A 24,064-nucleotide genomic window follows, 5' to 3' on the forward strand; every position below is an offset into this window, starting at 1 on the left:
GTGGAGTGGGTCACGTCGTCCGCACCCCGGCGTCAGTCCTCCGCGCGCACCAACCGGTCGGCCTTCTTGTCCGCCCAGTACTCCTTGATCTCCTTGCGGACCACCGGCAGCAGCAGGTAGAGGCCGAAGATGTTGACCAATGCGCACAGGAAGAGCATCGAGTCGGCGAGGTCGATGACGTCGCTCAGGGTGACGACCGAGCCGAAGACCGTGAACAGGCAGAAGATGACCTGGAAGATCCGCTCCTTGAGCACCGACCGGCCGAACAGGTGGGTCCAGGCCTTCTGGGTGTAGTAGGCCCAGGTGATGAGGGTGGAGAAGGCGAACAGGGCTACCGCGAAGGCAAGCACGATCGGGAACCAGGAGATGACCGACTCGAAGGCGTCGGAGGTGAGCACCACGCCGTCGGGGTCAGGGGCTTCGCCGGCGGCGACGGCGGCCTGGCCGTCCAACCAGCTCTGCGGCTCCGCGATGACGATGACCAAGGCGGTCATCGTGCAGATGACGACGGTGTCGATGAACGGCTCCAGCAGGGCGACGAAGCCTTCGCTGGCGGGACGGCGGGTCTTGACGGCGGAGTGGGCGATGGGAGCCGAGCCGACGCCGGCCTCGTTGGAGAAGGCGGCGCGCTGGAACCCGATGATGAGCACGCCGACGATGCCACCGGTAATTCCCTCGGGGTTGAACGCGCGGGTGATGATCTCGCCGAGAGCCGGGAAGACATGGTCGATGTTGACCACGATGACGGTGAGGCATCCGAGGATGTAGACGATGGCCATGGAGGGCACGAGCTTCTCGGTGACGCGTCCGATGGACTTGATGCCGCCGATGATGACCAAGCCCACAAGGATGGCCAGGACGATGCCGAAGGCCAGCGACGCACCGTCGCTGGCGAGCGGCCCGTCGTCGCCGCCGGTGACGTTGCGCGCCTGCGCGAAGGTCTGGTTGGCCTGGAACATGTTGCCGCCGACAGCGCCGAAGAAGAAGATCGCCACGGCGAAGATGCCGGTCAAGATGGTGGACGCCGCCGAGCCGAAGCGGGCGAAGGCGACGGGCAGGTAGCGGAAGGGGCCGCCGCTGACCGTGCCGTCCTCGTGCTGCTCGCGGTACTTCACGCCGAGCGTGCACTCCACGAACTTGGTGCACATGCCCAGGAGGCCGGCAACGATCATCCAGAACGTCGCACCCGCGCCACCCAGGGTCACGGCGACGGCCACACCCGCGATGTTGCCGAGCCCGACCGTGCCGGACAGCGCCGACGCCAATGCCTGGAAGTGGGTGACCTCGCCGGGGTCATCCGGTCGGTCGAACCGGCCTCGAACGAGTTCGATGGCGTGGCCGACGCCCCAAGTCTGGGGGGCCCTGAAGGCGACCGTGAAGATCAGCGCACCGATCACGAGCCAGAAGACGATCAACGGGAACGCAACACCGCCGATCGTCAGCTCGTAGAAGATGATGCCGGACACGAAGTCCGCCACCGGAGCGAAGAAGCGGTCGATGCCTGACTCGAGGCCTGAGACGTCCATCGGGACAGCCAACCGTGACTGAGGTCTCATGGCAAGCGGGAAACCGAAATGTCATCCAGGAGGGCCGCCCCATCACAGCGGACTACTCGACGGTGAAGACCTTCATCACCTCGTCGCCGTAGTCATTGATCGCCTTGACCGCGATCTTGCCTGTGGTCGGGCGGTCGAAGGGGCGCGAAACGGTGGAGTAGAGGGTCGCCCATGCGTCGGCATCGATCAGTGGCGGACGTAGAACGACTCCTCGTCGTAGTCAGTGTCGATCATCCAGAGGGCGATCCGGTCGGTGCCGTCGCTGCCAACCTCGCCCGTGGTCGGGTCGTACACGTCGACACCGCGGAGCTCGACGACCACGCCGGCATCGTCCTGCCGTACGTCGATGTCGGGCTCGCCGAGGACCGTGAACAAGTTGCCGGTGCCGGTCTTCTCAAGCAAGTCCGGGCCGAAAACCTCGTCCATCAGACTCCGCACGAGGTGCACGTTCTCGTCGCCGATCTGCACGAAGCAGCTACCACTCTCGGTCAGCAGGTCGCGCGCGACGGCGAGGCGATCCCGCAGGTGGGAGAGGTCCGCCACAGCAGCTCCGGGGTGGGCAGCCGGCGCTCCACTCCCACCCACCGCGACTCCGCGAGATCGGGGTCGACAAGCTCCTGCGCATCGGCCGTGGGGATGTTCGGCCGCTTGTCGGTGTGGGTGTGCACCTCGACGGGCTTGGGTCCGGTCGGTCTGGCTCTACGCGCCATGGAGAGCGCTCCTCACATCGGCTCCGTCAAGGCAGACTTGACGCTGGTGAACTGTCAGGGCACACTTGACAGTGTGGAGATCGCGGGGGCGGCCTACCGGCACGGCATGTCCGCCGATGAGATCGAGCACGCCTTCGAGAACGCCCTCCGCCTCGTGGAGTATGAGTACGACGGCGAGGACCGGCTGCTCGTCATCGGCCCGGGTCGTTCCGGCCGACTCCTCGAGCTCGTCGCGGTCCCGGCAGGAAGCCGACCCGCATCATCCACGCCGACCTGTTGAGACCGAGGTTCCACGACTACTTGAGGTGATGAGATGTCCAAGGTGACGCAGCACGAGGCCACGGGCCTCGACGACCTCGACCCCGCCACGGCGCCGGCGCGGGACGCGGTGCACTTCCGACGCATCGTCGCGGCGCGCCAGCAGGTCTCCGACGCCGAGGATGGCCTGCGCGAGGCCGTCCAGGCCGCGCGCGAGGCCGGTGACTCCTGGACGATCATCGGCGCCGCCATGGACACGACACGGCAGGCGGCCCACGAGCGCTTCGGGCGAGCGCGCTGATCAGCGAAGGCCACCGAGCACCTCGCTGGCCCTTGTCCGCCCGAAGTCCATGACCTCCGCGTCCCCGATGACCAACCCGTCGGCGTAGACCGACTCGATCGCCCCGGCGAGCGTCTCCCGCACCCTGAACATCGTGTCAATCTCTACATAGCCCCACCGCCCGAACCCACCGTGGTTGTTCACCGCGGGGCACCAGCGGTTGAGGACGGTCTGCGCCTTCTCGATCGTCGGGCCGGGGCTCTTCTGGCCCCCGGAGCCGCCGTGGCTGGTTGTCCTGCACGATGACATCGATCGCGTGCGAAAATGGTGTCAGTGATCGCATGTATGTTTGATTTATGGACACTACGCAGGCTCCCTCGAGTGCTCGGATCACCGAGCTCGCGGGCCAGCGTGCGCAGGCCGAGGCCGGTGAGTGGACGGCGATGGTCGCCTTCCGCGATGCCGAGCTGGCCCGGATCGATGCGCTGGAGTCGCCGTTGCGGCGACTGGCCGAGCGGGCCGGGGTCGTGCTGGAGATCGCCCAGTCGGCCGGGCTGTCCGAGGCCCAGGTGCACGCCCGGCTCGCGGTCGCCGACCGGGTCCACGAGCGGGCACCACGCACCTGGCTGGCCTTCCAGGCGGGCAGGGTCGATGCCGCCCGGGTCCGGGAGATCTCCTCCACGCTGGACCGTCTGGAGCGTGTGGAGTCCTGGCTGCGGCTGGACGGATCGGTCATCGCCTACGCCACCGGCCACACCGTCGCCGAGCTCCGGGTCTGGCTCAAGCGATTCGTTCTGCGCGTGGAGGAGGACCTGCAGCGCGAGCGCGCCGAGAAGGCCCGCGAGGACCGCCACGTCGAGGTCGTGCACGTGGAGGACTCCATGGCCTGGCTCAACGCCTACCTTCCCTCACGTCGCCGCGGCCATCGGCAAGCGCCTCGTCCGCGAGGCCAAAGCGTTGGGTGCCGACGACCCACGCACCAAGCCCCAGAGGATGGCCGACCTCCTCGCCTCCTGGACCACCACCAGCGAAGCCACCGAGACCACGCTCGTCTCTGACATCGCCGTGACCATCGAGGCCGACGTCCTCACCGGACTCAAGAACGGATTCGCCGACGCCACCGACGGCTCCTGGGCCGTCCCCGCCTCCTGGATCCTCGACGAAGCACTTAACGGAACCGCGTTCTGGCATCGACTGCTGATCCACCCGATCACCTCAGACGTCTTGGCCCACGAATACGTCGGACGCTTCGCACCAGAGCTGCTCGCCAAGGCGATCCAGTTCAGGGACGGCGTATGTCGTGCCCCGGGCTGTCGTGTGCCGGCTGAACGCTGCGATCTGGATCATCGAGAACCCTGGCCCAGCGGGGCCACCAACGCATCGAACATCTGGGCCTTGTGCCGACGGCACCACACACTCAAGGGACACCAAGTCCTGCAGTGGGTCCTGCCCGACGGCCGGACCGCCCCTGCCGGGAGCACCGAGCATCTCCCCCGACCACCCGATCCGTCGAAGGCGGAACACCTGCTCGCCACCACGGTCGTGGACTACGTGCCCTGACCGCGGGACGCCCTGCCTCGGTGATGTCATCATCAGGAAGACATCGATCCACGGGGAATCATGGACTCACTCGCCGTCCGCTTCGTCGTCTTCGTCCTCGCCGGCGCCGTCGTCGGCCTGGATCGTGTGGGAACAGATCAGCAAGGACATCTGACGAGGAACGCCCCCGGGGCCTTGCGGTCCCGGGGGCGTTCAGCGGCGTTCGATCAGCTGAACTTCTCGCCGTTCTTGGCCTTCTCCAGCAGCAGCGCCGGCGGCTCGAAGCGGTCGCCGTAGGTCTGCGCCAGCTCCTGGGTGCGGGCGGTGAACGCCTCGACGCCGATGGAGCCGTCCGCCGCCTCGTAGCCGTTGACGTACTGAATGGCGCCACCGTGCAGGGCCGGGAAGCCGATGCCGAAGATCGAGCCGATGTTCGCGTCGGGGACCGTGCGCAGCACGTCCTCCTCCAGGCACTTGATCGTCTCCAGGCTCATGATGAACGTGAGCCGCTCCTTCAGGTCGTCGAACGCCGGCTGGTCCGCCGATGCCGAGAACTGCTCGGCCAGGCCCGACCACAGACCGGCGCGCTTGCCGTCCTCGTAGTCGTAGAAGCCCTGGCCCACGAGGCGGCTGGAGCGACCCAGGTCGATCATCGTGTCGATGACGTCCTCGGCGGTGGCCTTGTCCCAGGTGCCGCCCTCCTCCTCGACGGCCTTCTGGGAGGCGATGCGGATCTTCTTCATCAGCTCCAGGTTGAGCTCGTCGCTCAGCTGCAGGACGCCGACCGGGAAGCCGGCCTGCGTGCCCGCTCGTTCGATCGAGTTCGGGTTGACGCCCTCGGCGAGCATCGCCAGGCCCTCGTTGACGAAGGTGCCGATCACGCGGCTGGTGAAGAAGCCACGGCTGTCGTTGACGACGATCGGCGTCTTCTTGATCTGCCGGACGTAGTCCAGCGCACCGGCGATCGCGGCGTCGTCGGTCTTCGCTCCGGCGATGATCTCCACGAGCGGCATCTTGTCGACCGGGGAGAAGAAGTGGATGCCGATGAAGTCCTCCGGACGCGTGACGCCCGCAGCAAGGTCCGTGATGGGCAACGTCGAGGTGTTGGAGCCGAGCAGAGCGTCCGGCTTGACGACGTCCTGCAGGTCGCCGAAGACCTGGTGCTTCAGCTCCACGGACTCAAAGACCGCCTCCACGACGAGGTCGCAGCCCTCAAGGTCGGCGTAGTCGTCCGACGGGGTGATGCGCGCCAGGAGCTCATCGACCTTGTCCTGCGTCGTGCGGCCCTTCTCGAGCTGCTTGGCGAGCAGCTTCTCGCTGTACGCCTTGCCCTTCTGCGCGGCCTCCAGGCTGACGTCCTTCAGCACAACCTCCATGCCGGCCTTGGCCGAGACGTACGCGATGCCCGCACCCATCATGCCGGCGCCGAGCACGGCGACCTTGGTGAACGTGCGCGGCTCGATGCCCTCGGGGCGTGAGCCACCGGCGTTGATCGAGGAGAGGTCGAAGAAGAACGCCTGCGTCATGTTCTTGAACTGCTGACCGACCAGCAGCTCCACGAGGTAGCGCGACTCGATCCGCGACGCGGTGTCGAAGTCGACCTGCGCGCCCTCGACGGCCGCGCTCATGATGTTGCGCGGCGCCTTGAACGGGGCGCCCTTGGTCTGCTTGCGCAGGTTGGAGGGGAACGCCGGCAGGAACTGCGCGAGCTTCGGGGACGACGGGGTGCCGCCGGGGATCTTGTAGCCCTTGCGGTCCCACGGCTGGGTCGCAGCCTCCTCATCGCCCTGCACCGACTCGATCCATGCCTTGGCGGCGGGCAGCAGGGCGTCCTGGCCCTCGACGACCTCGTCGACGAGCCCCTTGGACTGGGCCACCGCGGGCTTCATCCGCGGGCCCTGCAGCAGCACGTTCATGAGCGCGTCCTGCAGGCCGAACATGCGGACGGTGCGCGTGACGCCGCCACCGCCGGGCAGCAGGCCCAGGGTCACCTCGGGCAGGCCGATCTCGTAGCGACCGTCGGCGGCGATGCGCCGGTGGCACGCGAGGGCGATCTCGAGCCCACCGCCGAGCGCGGCGCCGTTGATCGCCGCGACGACGGGCTTGCCGCACGTCTCCAGCCGGCGCAGCGTCGCCTTGATGCCCTCGACGTTGTCGAAGAGCTGCTGGGCGTCGTCCGGGGTCGCCTGGGTCATGAGCTTGAGGTCGCCGCCGGCGAAGAAGGTCTTCTTCGCCGAGGAGACGATGACGCCCTTGATCGCGTCGCCATCCGCGGCGATCTCCTCGACCAGGCGGTCGACGGCCTTGGCCATCGAGTCCGAGTAGGCCTGGTTCATGGTGTTGGCGTTCTGGCTGGGGTCGTCGATCACGAGGTTGACGATGCCGCCGTCGACCTCGTAGCGCACTGCTTCAGTCATAAGGGGGTTCTCTCCTGGAGTGAGGTCGGGGGGATCAGACGCGCTCGACGATGGTGGCGATGCCCATGCCGCCGCCGATGCACAGCGTGGCCATGCCGTAGCGCTTCTCGCGGCGCTCGAGCTCGTCCACGAGGGTGCCGAGGATCATGGCGCCGGTGGCGCCGAGCGGGTGGCCCATCGCGATGGCGCCGCCGTTGACGTTGGTCTGCTCGTGCGGGTAGTCGCCGAGGTCCTTCATCAGCCGCATCGCGACGGCGGCGAACGCCTCGTTGATCTCGATGAGGTCGATGTCCTCGATGGACAGGCCGGCCTTGGCCAGCGCCTTGTGGCAGGCCGGGCCGGGGCCCGTCAGCATGATGGTGGGCTCGGAGCCGACGACGGCGGTGGAGACGACGCGCGCCCGGGGCTTGAGGCCGTGACGCTCGCCCGCCGTCTCGTTGCCGATGAGCACCAGGCCGGCGCCGTCGACGATGCCGGAGCTGTTGCCGGCGTGGTGGACGTGGTTGATCTTCTCGACCGTGTGGTACTTCTCCAGCGCGACGGAGTCGAAGCCGCCGAAGTCGCCGACCTGCGCGAACGACGGGCCCAGGCCGGAGAGGGACTCCACGGTCGTGCCCTCGCGGACGAACTCGTCGTGGTCGAGCACGAGCATGCCGGTCTGGTCCTTGACCGGGACGACCGAGCGGGAGAAGTAGCCGTTGGCGATGGCCTTGGCGGCGCGAGCCTGGGACTCCGCGGCGAAGGTGTCGACGTCCTCGCGACTGTAGCCCTCGAGGGTCGCGATGAGGTCGGCGCCGATGCCCTGGGGCACGAAGTCGGTCGCGAGGGCGGTCTCGGGATCCATCGCCCACGCGCCGCCGTCGGACGCCATCGGGACGCGGCTCATGGACTCGACGCCGCCGGCGACGATGAGGTCCTCCCACCCGGACTTGACCCGGGCGGAGGCCTGGTTGACGGCCTCCAGGCCGGACGCGCAGAAGCGGTTCAGCTGGACGCCCGCGACCTGCTGGCCGAAGCCGGAGGCCAGCACGGCGGTGCGGGCGATGTCCGCGCCCTGGTCACCCACGGGCGAGACGACGCCGAGGATGACGTCGTCCACCTCGTTGGGGGCGAGGTCGGGGTTGCGGCCCCGCAGCTCGTCGAGCAAGCCGTTCACCAGCGAGATCGGCTTGATCTCGTGCAGGGAGCCGGTCTTCTTGCCGCGACCACGCGGCGTGCGGATGGCGTCGTAGATGAACGCGTCGGTCATGGTGAGTTTCCTCGCGAGCTCGGGGTGACGCCCCAAGGGCGGACGTCGACTACCCCGATTGTGACACCATCACTGTCAGAGTTCCAGAGCGGCCCCGGGAACCGACGGACGCCGCGTCACTGTGCCGCGCAGGTGCCCCACTGGCCGCGCTCGGCCGTGGCGGCCTCCTCCTCGGCCTCGGCAAGGACGTCCTCCAGGGCCGGCCTGACCTGGCCGACGAAGACCCTGGCGTCACCGTCGCGCAGGAGCTTCTCCTGCACGAAGACGTCGTCGGCGTTCCAGGCGTAGACCAGGAACGTGCCCCGGCCCTGCTGGTCGACGTCGTCCGGGTCGACCCAGATCCGACCGCCGATGAGCTCCTTGATGGCGGCCTGCCCCTCGGCGGCCCAGCACTCGTCGCGCACCGGGTCCAGCGGCTCGAGGTCGGCAAGGCGCAGGGTCACCCGCTCGTCGGTGCCGATCGCCTCGAGGCCACGCTTCGCCTGCCGGTCCGCCGGCTCGACCTGACCGCGGAAGGAGCCGTCGGACTGGACCGACCCCACCCTCACCTGGAAGGCGTTGCTGGGCTTCTTCGTGAGCGTGTCCTCGACGCTGGAGCTCGAGCCCGATGGGCCCCCGAGCACGAAGTACCAGATGCCGGCGGCCACCACGATGACCACGATGAACAAGGCTGAGTTCTTCCCCCGGAGCTGATCCACGCACGGATCATGTCAGAACCGGCGCTGTTGTGGATAGGCTCCGCTGGTGAGCGAGACAGACACCCTGAGCGTGGAGCAGCTGGCCTCCCGGGTCGGCATGACCGTCCGGACGGTGCGGTTCTACGCCGGACGCGGCCTGATCCCGCCGCCGCGCCGCGAGGGTCGCAACGGGTACTACGGCCCGGACCACCTGGCCCGGCTGGAGCTGGTCAAGGAGCTGCAGGCCCACGGGTTCACGCTCTCGGCCATCGAGGGCTACCTCGCCCACATCCCCGGAGCGGCGACCCCGGGCGAGGTCGCGCTGCACCGCACCCTGCTGGCCCCGTGGGCCCCGTCGATGCCCGAGACCCTCGAGCGCGCGGAGCTGGAGACGCGGGCTGGTCGGTCCCTCAGCGACGACGACCTCGAGGTGCTGGTGGCCATCGGCATCGTGGAGCCGACCCCCACCGAGGACCGCTTCAACGTGGCCGCGGCCCACCTGGCCGTCGGCATCGGCTTCCTCGACGCCGGACTCCCGGTCGACGCCGCCCTCGCCGCTCGGCGGATCATCACCGGGCACGGCCGCGCCCTCGCGCAGGAGCTCACCGAGCTGTTCCGCACTGAGGTGTGGCCGCAGCTGAAGTCGTCGGGTCATCCCCCGGAGCTGATGACCGCGATGGTGGAGCGGTTCAAGCCCCTCACGGTCCAGGCGCTCGTGCGCGCCTACGAGGAGGCCGTGGACGACGAGAAGCGCGACACCATTCGCAAGCGCACCTAGGACGAGAGGTCGAAGGCGTCGGCCAGGAAGTCGATCGTGCTGCGCAGGGCGGCCGGCCCGTCGGCGCCCGCCAGGTCGAACTGGTACTCATGGCCCAGCGACGGTCGGTGGTCGGTGGGGTAGAACAGCGCGGTGACGTCGACGCCGAGCTCCCGCAGGCGCTCAGCGAGGGCGTGGCCCTGCACCTGCAGCCCGTCGTCGTTGCCGGCGGAGATCCACGTGCGGGGGAAGTCGGGGCCGACGTGGTCGAGCACCTTGGCCTGCGCGGCGGCCTCCTGCCAGGGGCGGCCGAGGTAGGAACGGACGGTGGTGCGCGTGAGGAACCCGACGAGGCCGGCGCCGCCCTCGGCGAGCCGGCCGGGGTCGTAGGCGCCACAGTCGAGCACGACGCCGCGTAGCGCGGCAGACGGCAGCGGGGCCTCGAGCCCGAGGGCCAGCGCATACGCCGGGCTCGTCATGGCGGCAGCCAGCTGGGCGGCGACCTGGGCTCCCGCGGAGTCCCCGGCGAGCACGACGCGTCCGGGGTCGAGTCCGAGCTCCTCCGCGTGCTCGGCCAGCCACAGCAGCGCCGCGCTCGTCTGACGGGCGGGGGTGGGGTGTCGCGCCGAGGGAGCCCGCGTGTAGTTGATCCCCACGACGGCATGCCCCTGCGCCGCCAAGATCTGCAGGTACGTCCGGACCTCGGACTTGTCGCCCCCGACCCAGCCCCCGCCGTGGGCCCACACGACGACCGGGAGGGGCCCGTCGGCGCCCGCCGGACGATGCACGTCGAGCCGCTCAGCGGGGTCCGCACCGTAGGCGAGGTCGAGCCGGGAGTCGATGCCGTCCGGCTCGTACGTCGCCATCGAGGCCGCTGTCCGCTCGCCACCACCGCGGAAGACGTGCCGCACCAGCAGGGCGCTCGGCCACTCGAGAGGGTTCCAGCCCGTCACAACCCCATCGTACGACCGATGATCTCCTTCATGATCTCCGTCGTCCCGCCGTAGATCGTCTGGATGCGGGTGTCGAGGTAGGCCTTGGAGATCGGGTACTCGCTCATGTAGCCGTAGCCGCCGTGCAGCTGCAGGCACGCATCCACCGTCTTCTTCTGCAGCTCGGTGGTCCACCACTTGCCCATCGCGGCGTCGGAGACGGTGAGGTCACCTCGGTTGTGCTGGGTGATGGACTCATCGACAAAGACCTGCGCGATGCGCGCCTCGGTCTCCAGCTCGGCCAGCACGAAGCGGGAGTTCTGGAAGGAGCCGATCGGCTTGCCGAACGCCTTGCGCTCCTTGACGTAGTCCAGCGTCATGTCGATCGAGGCGCGGCACGCGGCGGCGGCGACGACGGAGATGGACAGCCGCTCCTGGGGCAGCTTCTCCATCAGGTAGATGAAGCCCTTGCCCTCCTCGCCGACGAGGTTCGTCACCGGCACCCGGACGTCGTCGAAGAACAGCTCGGCGGTGTCCTGGGCCTTCAGGCCGATCTTGTCCAGGTTGCGGCCGCGCTCGAAGCCCTCCGCGCCGCGCTCGACGGCGATGAGCGAGAAGCCCCCGGCGCCGGCCTCGGGGTCGGTCTGGCACACCACGAGCACCAGGTCGGCGTTGATGCCGTTGGTGATGAAGGTCTTGGAGCCGTTGATGACCCACTCGTCGCCCTCGCGCCTGGCGGTGGTCTTGATGCCCTGCAGGTCCGAGCCGGTGCCGGGCTCGGTCATGGCGATCGCCGTGATCATCTCGCCGCTGCAGAAGGTGGGGAGCCAGCGCGCCTTCTGCTCCTCGCTGGCGTAGGAGAGCAGGTAGCCCGAGACGAGGTCGGTCTGGATGACGAAGCCGATCCCGCTGGCGCCGACGCGGGTGATCTCCTCGGACAGGATCGCGTTGTAGCGGAAGTCCTCGATCCCGCCGCCGCCGTGCTCCTCGGGCATCATGAAGCCCAGCAGTCCCATCGCCCCGGCCTTCTCCCAGACCTCGCGCGGGACGATCCCGTCCTTCTCCCACTGATCGTGGTGCGGCGCCACCTCCTTCTCGCAGAAGGTGCGGACGGTGTCGCGGAAGGACTCGTGGTCGGCGTCGAAGATCGTGCGCTTCATGAGGGGTCTCCATCGGTGGGGGCGGGATCGGACTGGACGGCCACGCCGTCGGTGATGAGGTCGTCGACGTCGTCGATGCCCCAGGCGGTCAGTGCCACCCGGGTGTCGGCCCCGGGTGGTGTCGGCGGGGTGGACAGGGCTGCGGGGGTGGCGGAGAACCGCGGGGCCGGGGCCGGCTGGGTGGTGCCGTGGTGCTCGACGTACGTCCCGCGGGCCACGTTGTGCGGGTGCTCGTAGGCCTCGGCGAGCGGCAGGACCGGCGCGACGCAGGCGTCGGTGCCCTCGAACACCTCGGCCCACTCGGCCTGGGTGCGGGTGGCGAAGCGGCGGGTCAGCTCGGCCCGCAGCTCGCCCCACTGGGCGAGGTCGTACTGCGCAGGCAAGTCGCCCCCCATGAGCTCGACGAAGGCCGCGAAGAACTGCGGCTCGAGGGGCCCCACCGACATGTGCCGGCCGTCCGACGTCGCGAAGACGTCGTAGAACGGGGCGGCCCCGCCCAGCAGGTTGGTGCCGCGGCGGCCGTCCCAGATGCCCGCCTGCTGCATCGTGACGGCCATGGACATCAGGTGCGCGGTGCCGTCGGTGATGGCGGCGTCGACCACCTGGCCCTCACCGGTGGAACGAGCGTGGGTCAGTGCTGCCAGCACGCCGGTGACGAGGTAGAGGGAGCCGCCTCCGAAGTCGCCCAGCAGGTTCATGGGGAAGGTGGGCGCGTCCTCCGGACGGCGGCCCAGTGGGTCGAGCGCCCCGGCGACGGAGATGTAGTTCATGTCGTGACCGGCGGTGGAGGACAGCGGCCCGTCCTGGCCCCAGCCTGTCATCCGGCCGTAGACGAGGGCGGGGTTGCGGGCGTTGCAGGCCTCCGGGCCGATGCCGAGTCGCTCGGTCACCCCCGGCCGGAAGCCCTCGATGAGGATGTCGGCACGCTCGACGAGCTGCAGCACCGTCTCGACCCCGCGTGGGTCCTTCAGGTCCAGGGCGACGGAGGGCCGCCCGCGCCCGAGCAGGTCCTTCTCGGGCGGGACGAGCGTGAGGCCGCCTCCTCCAGGACGATCGACGCGTACGACGTCGGCGCCGAGGTCGGCGAGCAGCATCGCCGCGAAGGGGCCGGGGCCGATGCCGACCATCTCCACGACACGTACACCGGCGAGTGGGCCGGACCTCTGAACGTTCACACCACGATTGTGACAGTAGCGCTGTCACAATGTCGAGACCGGGTCGAGTGGGAGCCACGGCACATCCGGAGACCATTGTCGGATACCGACGGTATGTGTCACGATCCCTGCCATGCACCCCGACCTCGCCTTCACCCGACACGGCACTCCCGGAGCGCCTCCGCTCGTGCTGCTGCACGGGATCGGGCACCGTCGCCAGGCCTGGGGCCCGGTGATCGAGCGTCTGGCCGAGCACCACGACGTCATCGCACCCGACCTCTCGGGCTTCGGTGAGTCTCCCGCCTTCGCCGGTGGCGTCCGCTACTCCATGGACAACGCGTGCGACCACCTGCTCGGCCAGTTCGAGCAGTGGGGCGTGACCAAGCCGCACGTCGTCGGCAACTCCCTCGGTGGCGCGATCGCGCTCGAGCTCGGGGCTCGCGGCCTCGTCTCCTCCGTCACCGCGCTGAGCCCCGCCGGCTTCTTCGGACCGGTCAGCCGGTTCCAGGCCCTCGTCCCCCTCACCCTCATGCGGCTGCTCGCTGTCCTGTCCCCCAAGGCGGTGCTGCGCCGGATGGCCGCGGACCCGCGGGGGCGCCGTCTGATCGGCTGGGTGCTGTACTCCCGGCCGGAGCGCCACGACGCGGACTCGACCTACGGCGATTCCTTGGCCCTGCGGCACGCCACCGCCTTCGAGCGGACCGCTCGCGAGGGCGTCGTGTACCGCTTCGACCAGCAGGTCCCCGTCCCGACCACGGTCGCCTGGGGGACACGTGACCGGATCCTGCCCCACTCGCAGGCGGCCACCGCCCGGGCCCGGCTGCCCAGGGCCCACCACGTCGACCTGCCCGGCTGCGGCCACGTCCCGATGGGCGATGACCCGGACCTCGTCACCCGGGTCATCGAGCAGACGGTCGGACGGGCGACGCGGGGCCTGCACCCCTTGGGGGGCTGAGCGGGCATACCGCGCCGGTCCCGGACGTTGACCCTGCCGTGGACGTCCTCGACAGCCTCGTGATCGGCGCCGGCCAGGCCGGGCTCTCCACGTCCTACCACCTGCGCCGCCGGGGCGTCGAGCACGTCGTGCTGGATGCCGACGAGACCCCCGGCGGGGCCTGGCAGCACCGGTGGGACGCGCTCACGATGCACGACGTCCACCGCGTGGCCGACCTGCCCGAGAGCCCCGTCCCCCCGGACACCGGGAGCGAGCGTGCCAACACCTTCGTGCCCGCCTACTTCGCCGACTACGAGCGCCGGCACGAGCTGCCCGTGCTGCGGCCCGTCCACGTGGCCGCAGTCCGCGACGCGCCGGGCCGTGACGAGGGGGGCCTGCTGAGCGTGGAGGCCGGGGACCGCCGGTGGTTGACCCGGACCCTCGTCAACGCCACCGGCACGTGGACGCAGCCCTTCGTGCCGCACTACCCGGGAACCGAGACGTTCCGCGGCGAGCAGCTGCACACCGTGGACTACCCGGGACCGGACCACTTCCGCGAGCGCCGGGTCCTCGTGGTCGGCGGTGGCGCCTCCGCCGTGCAGTTCCTCGGTGCGCTGCGCCCCGTGACCGACACGCTGTGGGTGACGCGTCGCGAGCCGGTCTGGCGCACCGAGCCCTTCGACCCGGAGGCCGGCAGCGAGGCCGTCGCCCTGGTCGCGGACCGGGTGCGTCGCGGTCTGCCGCCCACCAGCGTCGTGAGCGTCACCGGACTCATGCTCCGACCCCAGGAGGCGGAAGCCGCCCGGCTCGGCGCCTACCACCGGTTGCCCATGTTCGATCGCATCGAGCCCGAGGGCGTGCGGTGGGACGACGGCTCCTTCGAGCCCGTCGACGCCATCCTGTGGGCCACCGGCTTCCGCCCGGCCGTGGCACACCTCGGCCCCCTGCAGCTGCGCTCCGAGCACGGAGGCATCCAGCTCGAGCGCACGACGGCCATGGCCGACCCGCGGGTCCAGCTCGTGGGCTACGGGCCGTCGGCGTCCACCATCGGCGCCAACCGAGCAGGGCGCTTCGCCGCGATCGCGGTGCGAGACCAGCTGGCATCGCTCAGGAGCGTTCCCGCGGACGCTTGAGGGACCACGGCTCCAGGTGCTCATACCCCTTGACGGAGGTGCGGCGGGTGCGTCGCAGCCGCCACCTCTCGCCGTCCTCGTCGAGCTCGCGCAGCACCATCGCGAGGTCGTGGTCGATGAGCATCCGGCCGGGCCGGGACACCGAGGTGAGCCGTGACGCCAGGTTGACCGTGGGCCCGAACACGTCGCCCAGCCGCGCCAGCACCGGACCGTGCGCGAGGCCGACCCGGACCTGGGGGAACAGCACGTCCTCGTCCTCGCCCTGCTCGACCATCGAGAGGGCGACCTCCGCCGCGTCCGCCGGGTCGTCCACCGTGAACAGCACCTCGTCGCCGATGGTCTTGACCACGACACCGGCGGCGTCCACGACGAGCTCGGTGACGACGCGCTCGAAGTGCTCCACCAGCTCGGCGAGGTCGCGCGCACTCATCTGCCGGCTGCGCGAGGTGTAGCCGACGATGTCGACGAACCCCACCACCGTCGGGCCGGAGGACTCATCGGCCGCCGTCCGCATCGCGATCCGGCTCGCGGCCGCCAGCAGATGGCGCCGCCAGACGTACGCCTGGACCTCCTCGACCATCGGGATGACCTCGCTGATCACCTCCAGCGGCGGACCCTCCTCGTCGGCCGACTCCGAGATCGAGCTCAGCAGGAGCCGCGTCTGCCAGTCGGCCAGACGCGAGAAGCTGCGCCCCAGCGCGCGCACGAACTGCGGGATGGTCTCCGGGCTCACGATGCCGAGCTCGGTGAGCCGCTGCGTCACCTTGATGGCCTCGACGTCGGTCTCGGAGAAGGCCACGTTGTCGTCGCCGACGACGGAGAAGCCGAGGTAGCGCCACAGGTCGTTCGCGACGTCGAGGTCGACGCCCGCGCGCTCGGCCACCTCCCGCTGCGTCAACGTCGGCTGACCGTCGAAGAGGAACTCGTGCGCGACGTCGATCAGCAGCGAGGGGTCGAACGCCGACTCATCGGAGGTGTCCACGGCCCGATGGTAGTGCGCTCAGGCGCTGTCCCGCTGGACCAAGGCCGGCGGATAGATCACCCGGACCGGGGGTGGCGGCGCCTTCTGCCCCAGCTGTTCCAACAGCAGGCGGGTGGCGTTCTCGGCCATCTCGCCGACCGGGTTCCGGATCGTGGTGAGCGCCGGAACCGTCCGCTCGGCCGCGTCGAGGTCGTCGTAGCCGACGACGGCGACGTCCCGCGGGATCGCGAGCCCGCGCTCGGCGAGCACGCGCATCACCCCCACGGCCATGAGGTCCGAGGCGACGAAGAGCCCGTCGAGGTCGGGATGCTGCTGCAGCAGGCTCCGGGCCGCAGCGACGCCACCCTCCTCGGTGAAGTCACCGTGCGCCACCGCGTCGGACGCCTGCCCGGCCGCCGCGAGCGTCTCGCGCCACCCGGCCAGGCGGTCCACCCCGGCGGCCATGTCGATCGAGCCCGCGACGGTGCCGATGCGCCGACATCCGCGATCCAGGAGGTGCCGCGTGGCCATTCGCCCCCCGGCCTGGTTGTCGGTGTCGACGTAGGAGATCTGATCGGCATGGGTCCAGGGACGCCCCACGAAGGCGCACGGCAGCCCCAGCCCGACGAGATGCTCGGCCAGGCGGTCGTTGCGGTGGTGGGACACCACGAGCGCACCGTCGACGTTGCGCCGACTCAGGTAGCGCAGCAACCGCCCCTCCTCCCCCGACCGGGCGAGCAGCAGCACCAGCTGGAGGTCGCGGTCGTCCAGGGTCCGGTTGACGTTGCGCAGCGTGTGACCGAAGAACGGGTCGGCGAAGACGCGCTCGTCGGGCTCGGGCACCACGAGCGCGATGGACTCCGTACGACGGGTGACCAGGCTGCGGGCGGCCGGGTTGGGCGAGTAGCCGAGCGTCCGGACCGCGTCCTCGACCGCCGCGAGCGCCCGCGGCGAGACCCGGTTGCCGCCGTTGATCGCCCGGGACGCCGTGGCCCGTGAGACTCCGGCCACCTGCGCGACCTCGTCGAGGGTGGGGGTGGTGGCGCCCACGCTCGGTACCTGATCGTTCACCCGAGGCACGTTAGCGGTCCTCCAGGAGGCCGGTCTCCGCCAGCCGCGCGTACCAGAGAGCGCTGGACTTGGGGGTGCGGTGCTGGGTCGCGTAGTCGACGTGGACCATCCCGAACCGTTGGGCGTACCCGTAGGCCCACTCGAAGTTGTCCAGGAACGACCACAGGAAGTACCCACGCACGTCGACGTCGAGCTCCCTGGCAGCGTGCACCGCCCGCAGGTGCCCGTCGACGAACACGATGCGCTCGGGATCGTCGACCTCTCCATCCGGTCCGACGACGTCGGGGTAGGCCGCACCGTTCTCGGTGATGTACATCGGTGGGACGTCGTACTCCTCGTGCAGCCTGACCAGCAGTCCGGTCAGCGCCTCGGGCTGCACCTCCCAGTCCAGGCCGGTCGTCGGGTACCCACGACGGGGAAAGGTGATGTCGTCCCCGCCCGGGAAGGGCGAACGGGTGGGGCGCGGGGGGTGCCTCGCTCGCCAGCCGAGCACCTGCTCGGGCGGGTGGGCACGGCCCGAGACTCCGTCACCGTGGTAGTAGTTCACGCCCAGGACGTCCAGCGGGGTGGAGATGACGCCCATGTCGCCGTCGAGGATCACGTCCTGCCAGGGACGACCCTGCCAGGTCATCGCGTCGGTGATGTCGTGCAGCTCCTCGGCGTAGTCGCCGGTCAGGATCGGGTCGAGGAAGACCCGGTTCCACAGGTGGTCGACACGACGGGCCGCATCGACGTCCTCCGGCTGCTGCGGGTCGAACGGCTCGGCGACCGTGAGGTTCAGCGTGATGCCCAGCCCGTCGTCGACGCCGCGACGCCGCAGCTCATCGACCACGAGCCCGTGGCCGAGCATCAGGTGGTGGGCGGCGACGAGCCCGGCGGCTCCCTCCTGTCGCCCGGGAGCGTGCTGGCCGCCGGTGTACCCGAGGAACGCCGAGCACCACGGCTCGTTCATCGTGGTCCAGAACGGCACCCGGTCCCCCAGGGCGTCGTGCATCGTCAGGGCGTACTCGGCGAACCGATGGGCGGTCTCACGGCTGGTCCAGCCGCCCGCGTCCTCCAGGGACTGGGGCAGGTCCCAGTGGTAGAGGGTCAGCCACGGGGTGATCTCGTGCTCGAGCAGCGTGTCGACGAGGCGTGAGTAGAAGTCGATGCCGCGCTGGTTGGGCTGTCCGGCATCGGGGCGGATGCGCGGCCAGGCGGTGGAGAACCGGTAGGCCCCGAGGCCGAGGGAGGCCATCAGGGCGACGTCGGCCTCCATGCGGTGGTAGTGGTCGCAGGCGACGTCACCGGTGTCGCCGTTCAGCACGGCTCCGGGCAGACGGCTGAAGGCATCCCAGATCGACGGCGTCCGCCCGTCCTCGTGGGCGGCGCCCTCGACCTGGTACGCCGCGGTGGCCGTGCCCCAGAGGAAGTCCGGCGGGAAGGTGAGCGAGCTGCCCGCGGTGAGTGGTGCGGTGGTCGTGGTCATCCCTTGACGGCTCCTTGCATGATGCCGGCGACGAGCTGTCGACCGGCGACGACGAACAGGATCAGCAGGGGGATCGTCGACATGGCGGCACCGGCGAGCACCAGGCCGTAGTCGGTCGTCTGTCCCTGCCCGGTCAGCGCCAGACGGTCCAGGGCGATCTGGAGCGTCTCGGTGCTCTGCAGCGCGACGAGCGGCCACATGTAGTCGGTCCACACCTGCATGAAGGTGAAGAGGAAGAGGATGGCCATGGCCGGTCGGGCGGCGGGCACGGCGACGGTCCAGAACGTCCGCAGCATCGAGCAGCCGTCCATGCGAGCAGCCTCGATGAGCTCGTCCGGGACCGCGTCCAGCAGGTACTGGCGCATGAAGAAGACGCCGAACGCGGTCACGAGGGTCGGCAGGGCCACCGCGGTGAGGGTGTCCAGCAGCCCGTAGTCGCGCATCAGGATGAACAACGGCACCATCGCGAGCTGGGTCGGGACCGCCATGGTCAGCACGACGAAGCCCATCAGGACGTTGCTGCCACGAAAGCGGAGCTTGGCGAAGGCGAATCCGGCGAGCGTGGCGAAGAAGACGACCGAGACCGCACAGGCCGTGGAGACCAGCAGGCTGTTGAGCAGCGCCTGCCAGAAGTCGACCGTGTCGAGCACCCGCGCGGCGTTCTGCAGGAAGTGTCCGCCGGGCAGCAGCGGCGGCGGGAAGGTGTTGGCCTCGCCCCTGGTGTGCGAGCCGATGACGAACGACCAGTACAGCGGCAGGGCCGAGCCGAGCACGAACGCGGCCAGCAGCCCGTAGACGAGGAACCCCGGTCGTCGGGTCATCGGACGCTCCTTCGGGTGACGGCGCGCGTGATGGCGAAGTTGAGAGCCACGACGAGGATGATGATGACGAACAGCACCCATGCCGCGGCCGAGGCGCGTCCGTAGAACTGGTCCTCGATGCCGCGGGCGTACACGTAGAGCGTCGTGGTCATGTACTGCTGGTTGGGTCCGCCCTCGCGTGCCGGGCTGTCGTCGAAGAGCCGCGGCTCGGTGAAGATCTGCAGGCCACCGATGGTGCTGGTGACGATGATGAAGATCATCGTCGGGCGGATGAGCGGGAGCGTGATGAAGAGGAACTGGCGCACGCGACCGGCGCCGTCGAGCGCGGCGGACTCATAGAGCTCGCGCGGAACGGCCTGCATCGCCGCAAGGAAGATGAGGGCGTTGTACCCGGTCCACCGCCAGTTGACCATGCCGGCGATGGCGGCGTGGCTCCACCATCGTTCGACGTGCCAGCGGATGGGCTCGAGACCGACCTCGGCGAGGACGGCGTTGGCCAGGCCGTAGCGGTCGGCGAACAGGCTGCCGAAGATCAGGACCGCGGCCGTCGGCGCGACGACGAAGGGCAGCAGCACGCTCATCCGCCACACGGTCCGCCCGCGCAGGTTCCCGGCGAGCAGTGCCGCGACCACGACCGCGATCACCACCTGCGGGATCGAGGACATCACGAAGATGCTGAACGTGTTCACCAGGGTCTTGCGAAAGACGGGATCGCCCAGGACGAACGCGTAGTTGGCCAGGCCGACGAACTCACCGCGGACGTACGCTGCCCGGTCCCAGTCGAACAGCGACAGGTACCCGGTGTAGAGCAGTGGGTAGAGGCCGACCAGCGCGAAGAGGACGAAGAACGGGGAGATGTACAGGTAGGGGGCCAGCCGCATGTCCCAGCGGCTACGTCGCTGGCGGCGCAGCAGCCTGGCCCGGTCCCGCGGCGGGGGCACCTGATCGGTGGCCCCGGCCGCGGGACGCTCGAGGAGATGGCTCACTGCAGTGCCTCGACCTCCGACAGGAAGGTCTGCCACGAGTCGTCCGGGGCGGTTCCCTGGTCGACCCGGACGATGGCGTCCTGGAACTTGGTCAGGATGTCGGAGTACAGCGGCCCCTGGTAGGGCTGCACGTCGATCGCCTCGGCCCGGGCGGAGAAGATCTCACCGACGGGCGCATCGTTGAAGTACTCATCGGTCGCGGACAGCAGCTCCTCGTCCTGCAGGGTGTCGACCTGGGAGGGGAAGTTGCCGAGCGTGGTGAAGATCTTCATCTGCTGCTCGGGCGCCGTGAGCCAGGTGGCGAACTCCATCGCCTCCTCCTGGTGCGGCGAGGTCGTGGGGACCGTCAGGAAGGAGCCGCCCCAGTTGCCGCCCCCGCCCGGGAAGACGTCGGCGATGTCCCACTCGACACCGTCGGGAGCCGGGTCGCCGGTGTTGTCGCGGATGTTGCTGCGCATCCAGCCCGGGCACGGGACGGTCGCGAAGCCGTCCCGGGTGAAGCCCGCGCTCCAGTCGTCGCTCCACTGCGCGGCCTGGGTCGAGAGTGCGTCGGAGTTCGCGGACACCGTGTCGAAGACCTCCATGAGCTCGGCGTTCTCCACGTCGACGGTGTCGTCGGCCTGCTGGAAGGGGAACTCGACCTGGTTCAGCATCGCCTGCGCGACCGAGCCGGACGAGTCGTACCACGCGACGTCGGGGGACGCCTGCGTGAATCGCTCGCCCAGGGCGTAGTAGTCCTCCCAGGTGGTCATGAGCTCGGCGACCTCGTCCCGCTCGGACGGGAGGCCCGCCTCCTCGAACAGGTCGGCGCGGTAGCAGATGGCCTCGGGACCGGCGTCCGTCGCATAACCGAGGAGCTCGCCGTCCGGCGTGGTGGCTGCCTCCTCCTTGAAGTCCAGCCACCGACCCTCGACGTCCGACGAGGACATGTCGACCCAGCGGTCCGGCGCAGCGACGAGTGCGGGCATGAAGTCCCCCTCGACCGCCACGAGGTCCGGGAGCCCCGACCCGGCCTGGAGCTTGGTGTTGATCTCGTTCTTCCAGTCGTCCCACTGCGAGACCTTCGTCTGCTCGACCTGGAGGTCGGGGTTGGCCTCGTTCCACTCCGCGATCAGCTCGTCGTAGCCGAACTCGCCGAAGGTCGTGATGGTCAGCGCCTCACCCTCGGCGAGGGCCTCCTGCTCGGAGGACGCTGCGGGGTCGCCGCCGCTGCTGCAGGCGGCGGTCAGGGCCAGCGTCGCGGCGGCGGCGCCGACGGCCAGGCGGTTGCGGGTGGTGGGACGCACGGTGACTCCTGCGGGTTGGCGAAGCGTGGGAGCGCTTCCACAAATGTGATGCGGCTCACCCTGACATCGGTCGTCCTGCTTGTCAACCTCCTCCTGGACCGCCCGGTAGACGGTCCCTCGAGGCGCGCCCCTTGGCGTGGGAGCGCTTCCACTTTCGTGGCGTCTGTGCTTTCCTGTGGGACACATTCCCGTGAGCCCGGACCACAGCGCCCGGGCCGTGCAGAGGAGCCCGTCCATGGCCCAGGTCCGCTTCGACCACGCCGCTCACACCTACCGGGGCGCCGAGCGTCCCGCGGTCGACGACCTCGAGCTGGACATCCATGACGGCGAGCTCATGGTCCTGGTGGGGCCCTCCGGATGCGGCAAGTCCACCTCGCTGCGCATGCTCGCCGGCCTGGAGGAGATCAGCTCCGGCTCGATACGGATCGGCGGCCAGGACGTCACCGACGTCGCCCCCAAGGACCGCGACATCGCCATGGTCTTCCAGACGTACGCGCTGTACCCCCAGCTCACCGTGGGCGAGAACATGGCCTTCGCCCTCAAGGTCGCGCGGGTGCCCCGGTCCGAGCGCAGCCGGCGGGTCCGTGAGGCCGCCGAGCTCCTCGACCTCACGGCCGTCCTCGACCACAAGCCCCGTGTGCTCTCCGGAGGGCAACGGCAGCGCGTCGCGATGGGCCGGGCGATCGTGCGACAGCCCCAGGTCTTCTGCATGGACGAGCCGCTGTCCAACCTCGACGCCAAGCTACGCGTCTCGACCCGCACCCAGATCGCCGCGCTGCAGCGGCGCCTCGAGGTCACCACCGTCTACGTCACCCACGACCAGGTCGAGGCCATGACCATGGGGGATCGCGTCGCCGTGCTCAAGGACGGCGTCCTGCAACAGGTCGACACCCCCTTGGCGTTGTACGAGCGCCCCACCAACCTCTTCGTCGCGGGTTTCATCGGCTCGCCGGCCATGAACCTGCTGCCGGCCGCCACCCGGGGCGACGGTTCGGCAGTCCTGCACGGGCACCAGGTCGCGGTACCCCGGTCGGTCACCGGGGCAGCGAGCTCCGGGGCCCTCATGCTCGGGATCCGCCCCGAGGACTGGCGGATCGCCACCTCCGACGAGAGCGGCCTGGTCGTCACGGTCGACGTCGTGGAGGAGCTGGGGTCGGATGCCTTCGTCTACGGGCGACCCGCGGGGACACCCGCTCCGGACCAGACAGCAGACCCCGGCCCGTCGGTGGTGGTGCGTCTGGACGGGCGTCGTCGCCTGCAGCCCGGGCAACAGCTGGAGCTCACGGTCGACCCCGAGGCCCTCCACGTCTTCGACTCCGGCACCGGGGACCGCCTCACTGCCTGATGAGGAAGCTCTCGTCCAGGTCGGCGGCACGCGGGCACCCCAGCAGGGCGAGCGTCGAGTCCAGCTCCGCGTGCAGCTGCTCCAGCACCGCCGCGGCCCCGGCCTGCCCGTCACGCGTCATGCCCCACAGGACCGGGCGACCCACGAGCACACCACTGGCTCCCAGGCACAGGGCCTTGGCGACGTCCCATCCGCGCCGCACGCCACCGTCGACGAGGACGTCAGCCCGCCCGGCCAGGGCCTCGACGACCGGCGGCAGCGCCTCGGCCCCGGTGAGGACGGTGTCGAGCTGGCGGCCCCCGTGGTTGGAGACGATGACGCCCGCGGCACCCGCGTCCACTGCACGCTCGGCGTCGTCCGGTCGCAGGATGCCCTTGAGCAGCAGCGGCATGCCAGCAGCCTCGGCGAACGCACCGATGTCGTCCCACGTGAGGCTCGGGTCGTGCATCGCGAAGAGCTCCTCGGTCGTGAGCGCCGGCCCCTCGGGGTTGAGCGCGATCGGGTGCTCGACCTTGAAGCCCGAGCGGCGGTCCCGCTCGCGCCAGCCGGCCACCGGGAAGTCCACCGTGAGGACGAGCGCCTCGTACCCGGCCTCCTTGGCCTGGGCCACGAGGTCGAGCGAGATCTGGCGATCGCGGAAGACGTAGAGCTGGAACCACCGGTCGGCGGGGGCGACCGCGGCCACCTCGGCCGGTGACGTCGTCGTCTGGGAGGAGAGCACGTACCCCGTCCCCGTCTGCTCCGCGGCACGGGCCGAGGCCAGCTCGCCGTCGGGGTGCACGTGCTTCTGGTAGGCCATCGGGGCCACGAGCAGCGGGCTCGGACGTCGCCGACCCAGCAGCTCGACGGACGCGTCGCGCTCGGAGACGTCGACGAGCACCCGCGGCGCGAGCCGCAGCCGCGACCATGAGTGGTCGTTCTCGCGCAGCGTGATCTCATCACCAGCACCACCGGCGAAGTACCCGTGCGCCCCCTCGCCGAGGAGGTCGATCAGCTCGTCGTCCATCAGAAGTGCTCGGCCAGCGAGCCGAGGATGGGGTCCCACTCCAGCACGACGCGCTCGCCGACGAAGCCGGCGGCCACGAACGGGTCGGCCGCGACGAGCTCCTCGACGTCCTCGCGGCTCTCCGCCCGGAAGACCAGCACGGCCCGACGGCCCCGCTCGGCCGGACCGCTCACCACCAGCTCGTCGAGTCCGGCGAGGTAGTCGCGGTGCTCGACGCGTCGGATGGCGAGGTCGCTCTCGTGGGCGGAGTAGGCGTAGGTCACGACGTAGATCGACATGCACGCCAGCCTAGACCGAGGGCCTGTTGCACCCGGTGGCCTTGCTGCATCCATGGATCGGGTGCACCCCATTGCAGTGCAACTCG

At 69.9% G+C, this 24,064-nt stretch carries 26 protein-coding genes; 8 read left to right on the forward strand and 18 right to left on the reverse strand.

From position 1 onward, the window contains the following. Window positions 1–32: 32 nt before the first annotated feature. From ACHAAC_RS04070 to ACHAAC_RS04080, 3 genes are all read right to left on the reverse strand, one after another. Window positions 33–1,526, reverse strand: coding sequence for an alanine/glycine:cation symporter family protein (locus tag ACHAAC_RS04070; protein WP_435714655.1), 1,494 nt, complete (start codon window positions 1,524–1,526; stop codon window positions 33–35). Between the two features lie 216 nt (window positions 1,527–1,742). Then, window positions 1,743–2,024: a hypothetical protein gene (locus ACHAAC_RS04075; protein ID WP_435714656.1), complete on the reverse strand. Its 282-nt coding sequence runs from the start codon at window positions 2,022–2,024 to the stop codon at window positions 1,743–1,745. A 20-nt stretch (window positions 2,025–2,044) separates the two neighbouring features. Then, a complete protein-coding gene (locus tag ACHAAC_RS04080) occupies window positions 2,045–2,266 on the reverse strand; it encodes a hypothetical protein (RefSeq protein WP_435714657.1) in 222 nt (73 codons plus the stop codon). Between the two features lie 73 nt (window positions 2,267–2,339). Between ACHAAC_RS04080 and ACHAAC_RS04085 the strand changes: the two genes are divergently transcribed. Both ACHAAC_RS04085 and ACHAAC_RS04090 read left to right on the forward strand, forming a co-directional pair. After that, window positions 2,340–2,546: a hypothetical protein gene (locus ACHAAC_RS04085; RefSeq protein ID WP_435714658.1), complete on the forward strand. Its 207-nt coding sequence runs from the start codon at window positions 2,340–2,342 to the stop codon at window positions 2,544–2,546. 33 nt (window positions 2,547–2,579) lie between these two features. After that, on the forward strand, window positions 2,580–2,825 hold the full coding sequence (locus ACHAAC_RS04090) for a hypothetical protein (protein ID WP_435714659.1): 246 nt from the start codon (window positions 2,580–2,582) through the stop codon (window positions 2,823–2,825). Here ACHAAC_RS04090 and ACHAAC_RS04095 read toward each other — a convergent pair whose 3' ends face one another. Further along, on the reverse strand, window positions 2,826–3,113 hold the full coding sequence (locus tag ACHAAC_RS04095; RefSeq protein WP_435714660.1) for a hypothetical protein: 288 nt from the start codon (window positions 3,111–3,113) through the stop codon (window positions 2,826–2,828). Between the two features lie 47 nt (window positions 3,114–3,160). Between ACHAAC_RS04095 and ACHAAC_RS04100 the strand changes: the two genes are divergently transcribed. Together ACHAAC_RS04100 and ACHAAC_RS04105 are read left to right on the forward strand one after the other, a co-directional pair. Next, window positions 3,161–3,862, forward strand: a complete 702-nt coding sequence (locus tag ACHAAC_RS04100; RefSeq protein ID WP_435714661.1) for a DUF222 domain-containing protein — start codon at window positions 3,161–3,163, stop codon at window positions 3,860–3,862. Then, window positions 3,798–4,364 carry an HNH endonuclease signature motif containing protein gene (locus ACHAAC_RS04105; protein ID WP_435714662.1) on the forward strand — a complete coding sequence of 189 codons (567 nt, stop codon included), beginning with the start codon at window positions 3,798–3,800 and terminating at the stop codon, window positions 4,362–4,364. Before ACHAAC_RS04100 ends, ACHAAC_RS04105 begins: the two co-directional genes overlap by 65 nt. Before the next feature lie 206 nt (window positions 4,365–4,570). Here ACHAAC_RS04105 and ACHAAC_RS04110 read toward each other — a convergent pair whose 3' ends face one another. The 3 genes from ACHAAC_RS04110 to ACHAAC_RS04120 all read right to left on the reverse strand — a co-directional run bounded on the left by ACHAAC_RS04110 (window position 4,571) and on the right by ACHAAC_RS04120 (window position 8,707). After that, on the reverse strand, window positions 4,571–6,760 hold the full coding sequence (locus tag ACHAAC_RS04110; protein WP_435714663.1) for a 3-hydroxyacyl-CoA dehydrogenase NAD-binding domain-containing protein: 2,190 nt from the start codon (window positions 6,758–6,760) through the stop codon (window positions 4,571–4,573). A 34-nt stretch (window positions 6,761–6,794) separates the two neighbouring features. After that, complete coding sequence (locus ACHAAC_RS04115; protein ID WP_435714664.1) at window positions 6,795–8,009, reverse strand: acetyl-CoA C-acetyltransferase; 1,215 nt, start codon at window positions 8,007–8,009, stop codon at window positions 6,795–6,797. A gap of 116 nt (window positions 8,010–8,125) precedes the next feature. Next, entirely contained in the window at window positions 8,126–8,707 is a 582-nt protein-coding gene (locus tag ACHAAC_RS04120) for a thermonuclease family protein (RefSeq protein WP_435714665.1), read from the reverse strand. Window positions 8,708–8,753: 46 nt separating this feature from the next. Here ACHAAC_RS04120 and ACHAAC_RS04125 point away from each other — a divergent pair, with 46 nt between their 5' ends. After that, a complete protein-coding gene (locus ACHAAC_RS04125; protein ID WP_435714666.1) occupies window positions 8,754–9,464 on the forward strand; it encodes a MerR family transcriptional regulator in 711 nt (236 codons plus the stop codon). On the opposite strand, the gene ACHAAC_RS04130 is transcribed toward ACHAAC_RS04125, so the two are convergent. The 3 genes from ACHAAC_RS04130 to ACHAAC_RS04140 are packed head-to-tail and all read right to left on the reverse strand — an operon-like array spanning window position 9,461 to window position 12,710. After that, on the reverse strand, window positions 9,461–10,396 hold the full coding sequence (locus tag ACHAAC_RS04130; RefSeq protein ID WP_435714667.1) for an alpha/beta hydrolase: 936 nt from the start codon (window positions 10,394–10,396) through the stop codon (window positions 9,461–9,463). The genes ACHAAC_RS04125 and ACHAAC_RS04130 overlap by 4 nt on opposite strands. After that, window positions 10,393–11,535 carry an acyl-CoA dehydrogenase family protein gene (locus ACHAAC_RS04135; protein WP_435714668.1) on the reverse strand — a complete coding sequence of 381 codons (1,143 nt, stop codon included), beginning with the start codon at window positions 11,533–11,535 and terminating at the stop codon, window positions 10,393–10,395. The genes ACHAAC_RS04130 and ACHAAC_RS04135 overlap by 4 nt, the downstream gene beginning before the upstream one ends. Next, window positions 11,532–12,710: a CaiB/BaiF CoA transferase family protein gene (locus ACHAAC_RS04140; protein WP_435714669.1), complete on the reverse strand. Its 1,179-nt coding sequence runs from the start codon at window positions 12,708–12,710 to the stop codon at window positions 11,532–11,534. Before ACHAAC_RS04140 ends, ACHAAC_RS04135 begins: the two co-directional genes overlap by 4 nt. A gap of 112 nt (window positions 12,711–12,822) precedes the next feature. On the opposite strand from ACHAAC_RS04140, the gene ACHAAC_RS04145 reads away from it, so the two are divergent. Both ACHAAC_RS04145 and ACHAAC_RS04150 read left to right on the forward strand, forming a co-directional pair. Continuing rightward, a complete protein-coding gene (locus ACHAAC_RS04145) occupies window positions 12,823–13,644 on the forward strand; it encodes an alpha/beta fold hydrolase (RefSeq protein ID WP_435714670.1) in 822 nt (273 codons plus the stop codon). Between the two features lie 38 nt (window positions 13,645–13,682). Continuing rightward, window positions 13,683–14,756, forward strand: a complete 1,074-nt coding sequence (locus tag ACHAAC_RS04150; protein ID WP_435714671.1) for an FAD-dependent oxidoreductase — start codon at window positions 13,683–13,685, stop codon at window positions 14,754–14,756. Here the strand turns inward: ACHAAC_RS04150 and ACHAAC_RS04155 are convergent. From ACHAAC_RS04155 to ACHAAC_RS04180, 6 genes are read right to left on the reverse strand one after another with little or no spacing between them, the layout of a single operon-like run. Further along, window positions 14,731–15,738 carry an adenylate/guanylate cyclase domain-containing protein gene (locus ACHAAC_RS04155; RefSeq protein WP_435714672.1) on the reverse strand — a complete coding sequence of 336 codons (1,008 nt, stop codon included), beginning with the start codon at window positions 15,736–15,738 and terminating at the stop codon, window positions 14,731–14,733. The two genes, ACHAAC_RS04150 and ACHAAC_RS04155, sit on opposite strands and share 26 nt — an antisense overlap. 18 nt (window positions 15,739–15,756) lie before the next feature. Further along, a complete protein-coding gene (locus tag ACHAAC_RS04160) occupies window positions 15,757–16,767 on the reverse strand; it encodes a LacI family DNA-binding transcriptional regulator (RefSeq protein WP_435714673.1) in 1,011 nt (336 codons plus the stop codon). Between the two features lie 31 nt (window positions 16,768–16,798). Then, window positions 16,799–18,256, reverse strand: coding sequence for a glycoside hydrolase family 1 protein (locus ACHAAC_RS04165; RefSeq protein ID WP_435714674.1), 1,458 nt, complete (start codon window positions 18,254–18,256; stop codon window positions 16,799–16,801). Continuing rightward, window positions 18,253–19,077: a carbohydrate ABC transporter permease gene (locus ACHAAC_RS04170; RefSeq protein ID WP_435714675.1), complete on the reverse strand. Its 825-nt coding sequence runs from the start codon at window positions 19,075–19,077 to the stop codon at window positions 18,253–18,255. The genes ACHAAC_RS04165 and ACHAAC_RS04170 overlap by 4 nt, the downstream gene beginning before the upstream one ends. Then, window positions 19,074–20,063, reverse strand: a complete 990-nt coding sequence (locus tag ACHAAC_RS04175; protein WP_435714676.1) for a carbohydrate ABC transporter permease — start codon at window positions 20,061–20,063, stop codon at window positions 19,074–19,076. Before ACHAAC_RS04175 ends, ACHAAC_RS04170 begins: the two co-directional genes overlap by 4 nt. After that, complete coding sequence (locus ACHAAC_RS04180) at window positions 20,060–21,349, reverse strand: ABC transporter substrate-binding protein (protein WP_435714677.1); 1,290 nt, start codon at window positions 21,347–21,349, stop codon at window positions 20,060–20,062. Before ACHAAC_RS04180 ends, ACHAAC_RS04175 begins: the two co-directional genes overlap by 4 nt. 235 nt (window positions 21,350–21,584) lie before the next feature. On the opposite strand from ACHAAC_RS04180, the gene ACHAAC_RS04185 reads away from it, so the two are divergent. Further along, a complete protein-coding gene (locus ACHAAC_RS04185) occupies window positions 21,585–22,694 on the forward strand; it encodes an ABC transporter ATP-binding protein (RefSeq protein ID WP_435714678.1) in 1,110 nt (369 codons plus the stop codon). On the opposite strand, the gene ACHAAC_RS04190 is transcribed toward ACHAAC_RS04185, so the two are convergent. After that, window positions 22,684–23,700 carry an alpha-hydroxy acid oxidase gene (locus ACHAAC_RS04190; RefSeq protein WP_435714679.1) on the reverse strand — a complete coding sequence of 339 codons (1,017 nt, stop codon included), beginning with the start codon at window positions 23,698–23,700 and terminating at the stop codon, window positions 22,684–22,686. The two genes, ACHAAC_RS04185 and ACHAAC_RS04190, sit on opposite strands and share 11 nt — an antisense overlap. Continuing rightward, on the reverse strand, window positions 23,700–23,978 hold the full coding sequence (locus ACHAAC_RS04195) for a YciI family protein (RefSeq protein WP_435714680.1): 279 nt from the start codon (window positions 23,976–23,978) through the stop codon (window positions 23,700–23,702). Before ACHAAC_RS04195 ends, ACHAAC_RS04190 begins: the two co-directional genes overlap by 1 nt. Between the last annotated feature and the right edge of the window lie 86 nt (window positions 23,979–24,064).

The organism is Aeromicrobium sp. CF4.19 (genome assembly GCF_051262555.1).
In the GTDB taxonomy this organism is placed as follows: Bacteria; Actinomycetota; Actinomycetes; order Propionibacteriales; family Nocardioidaceae; genus Aeromicrobium.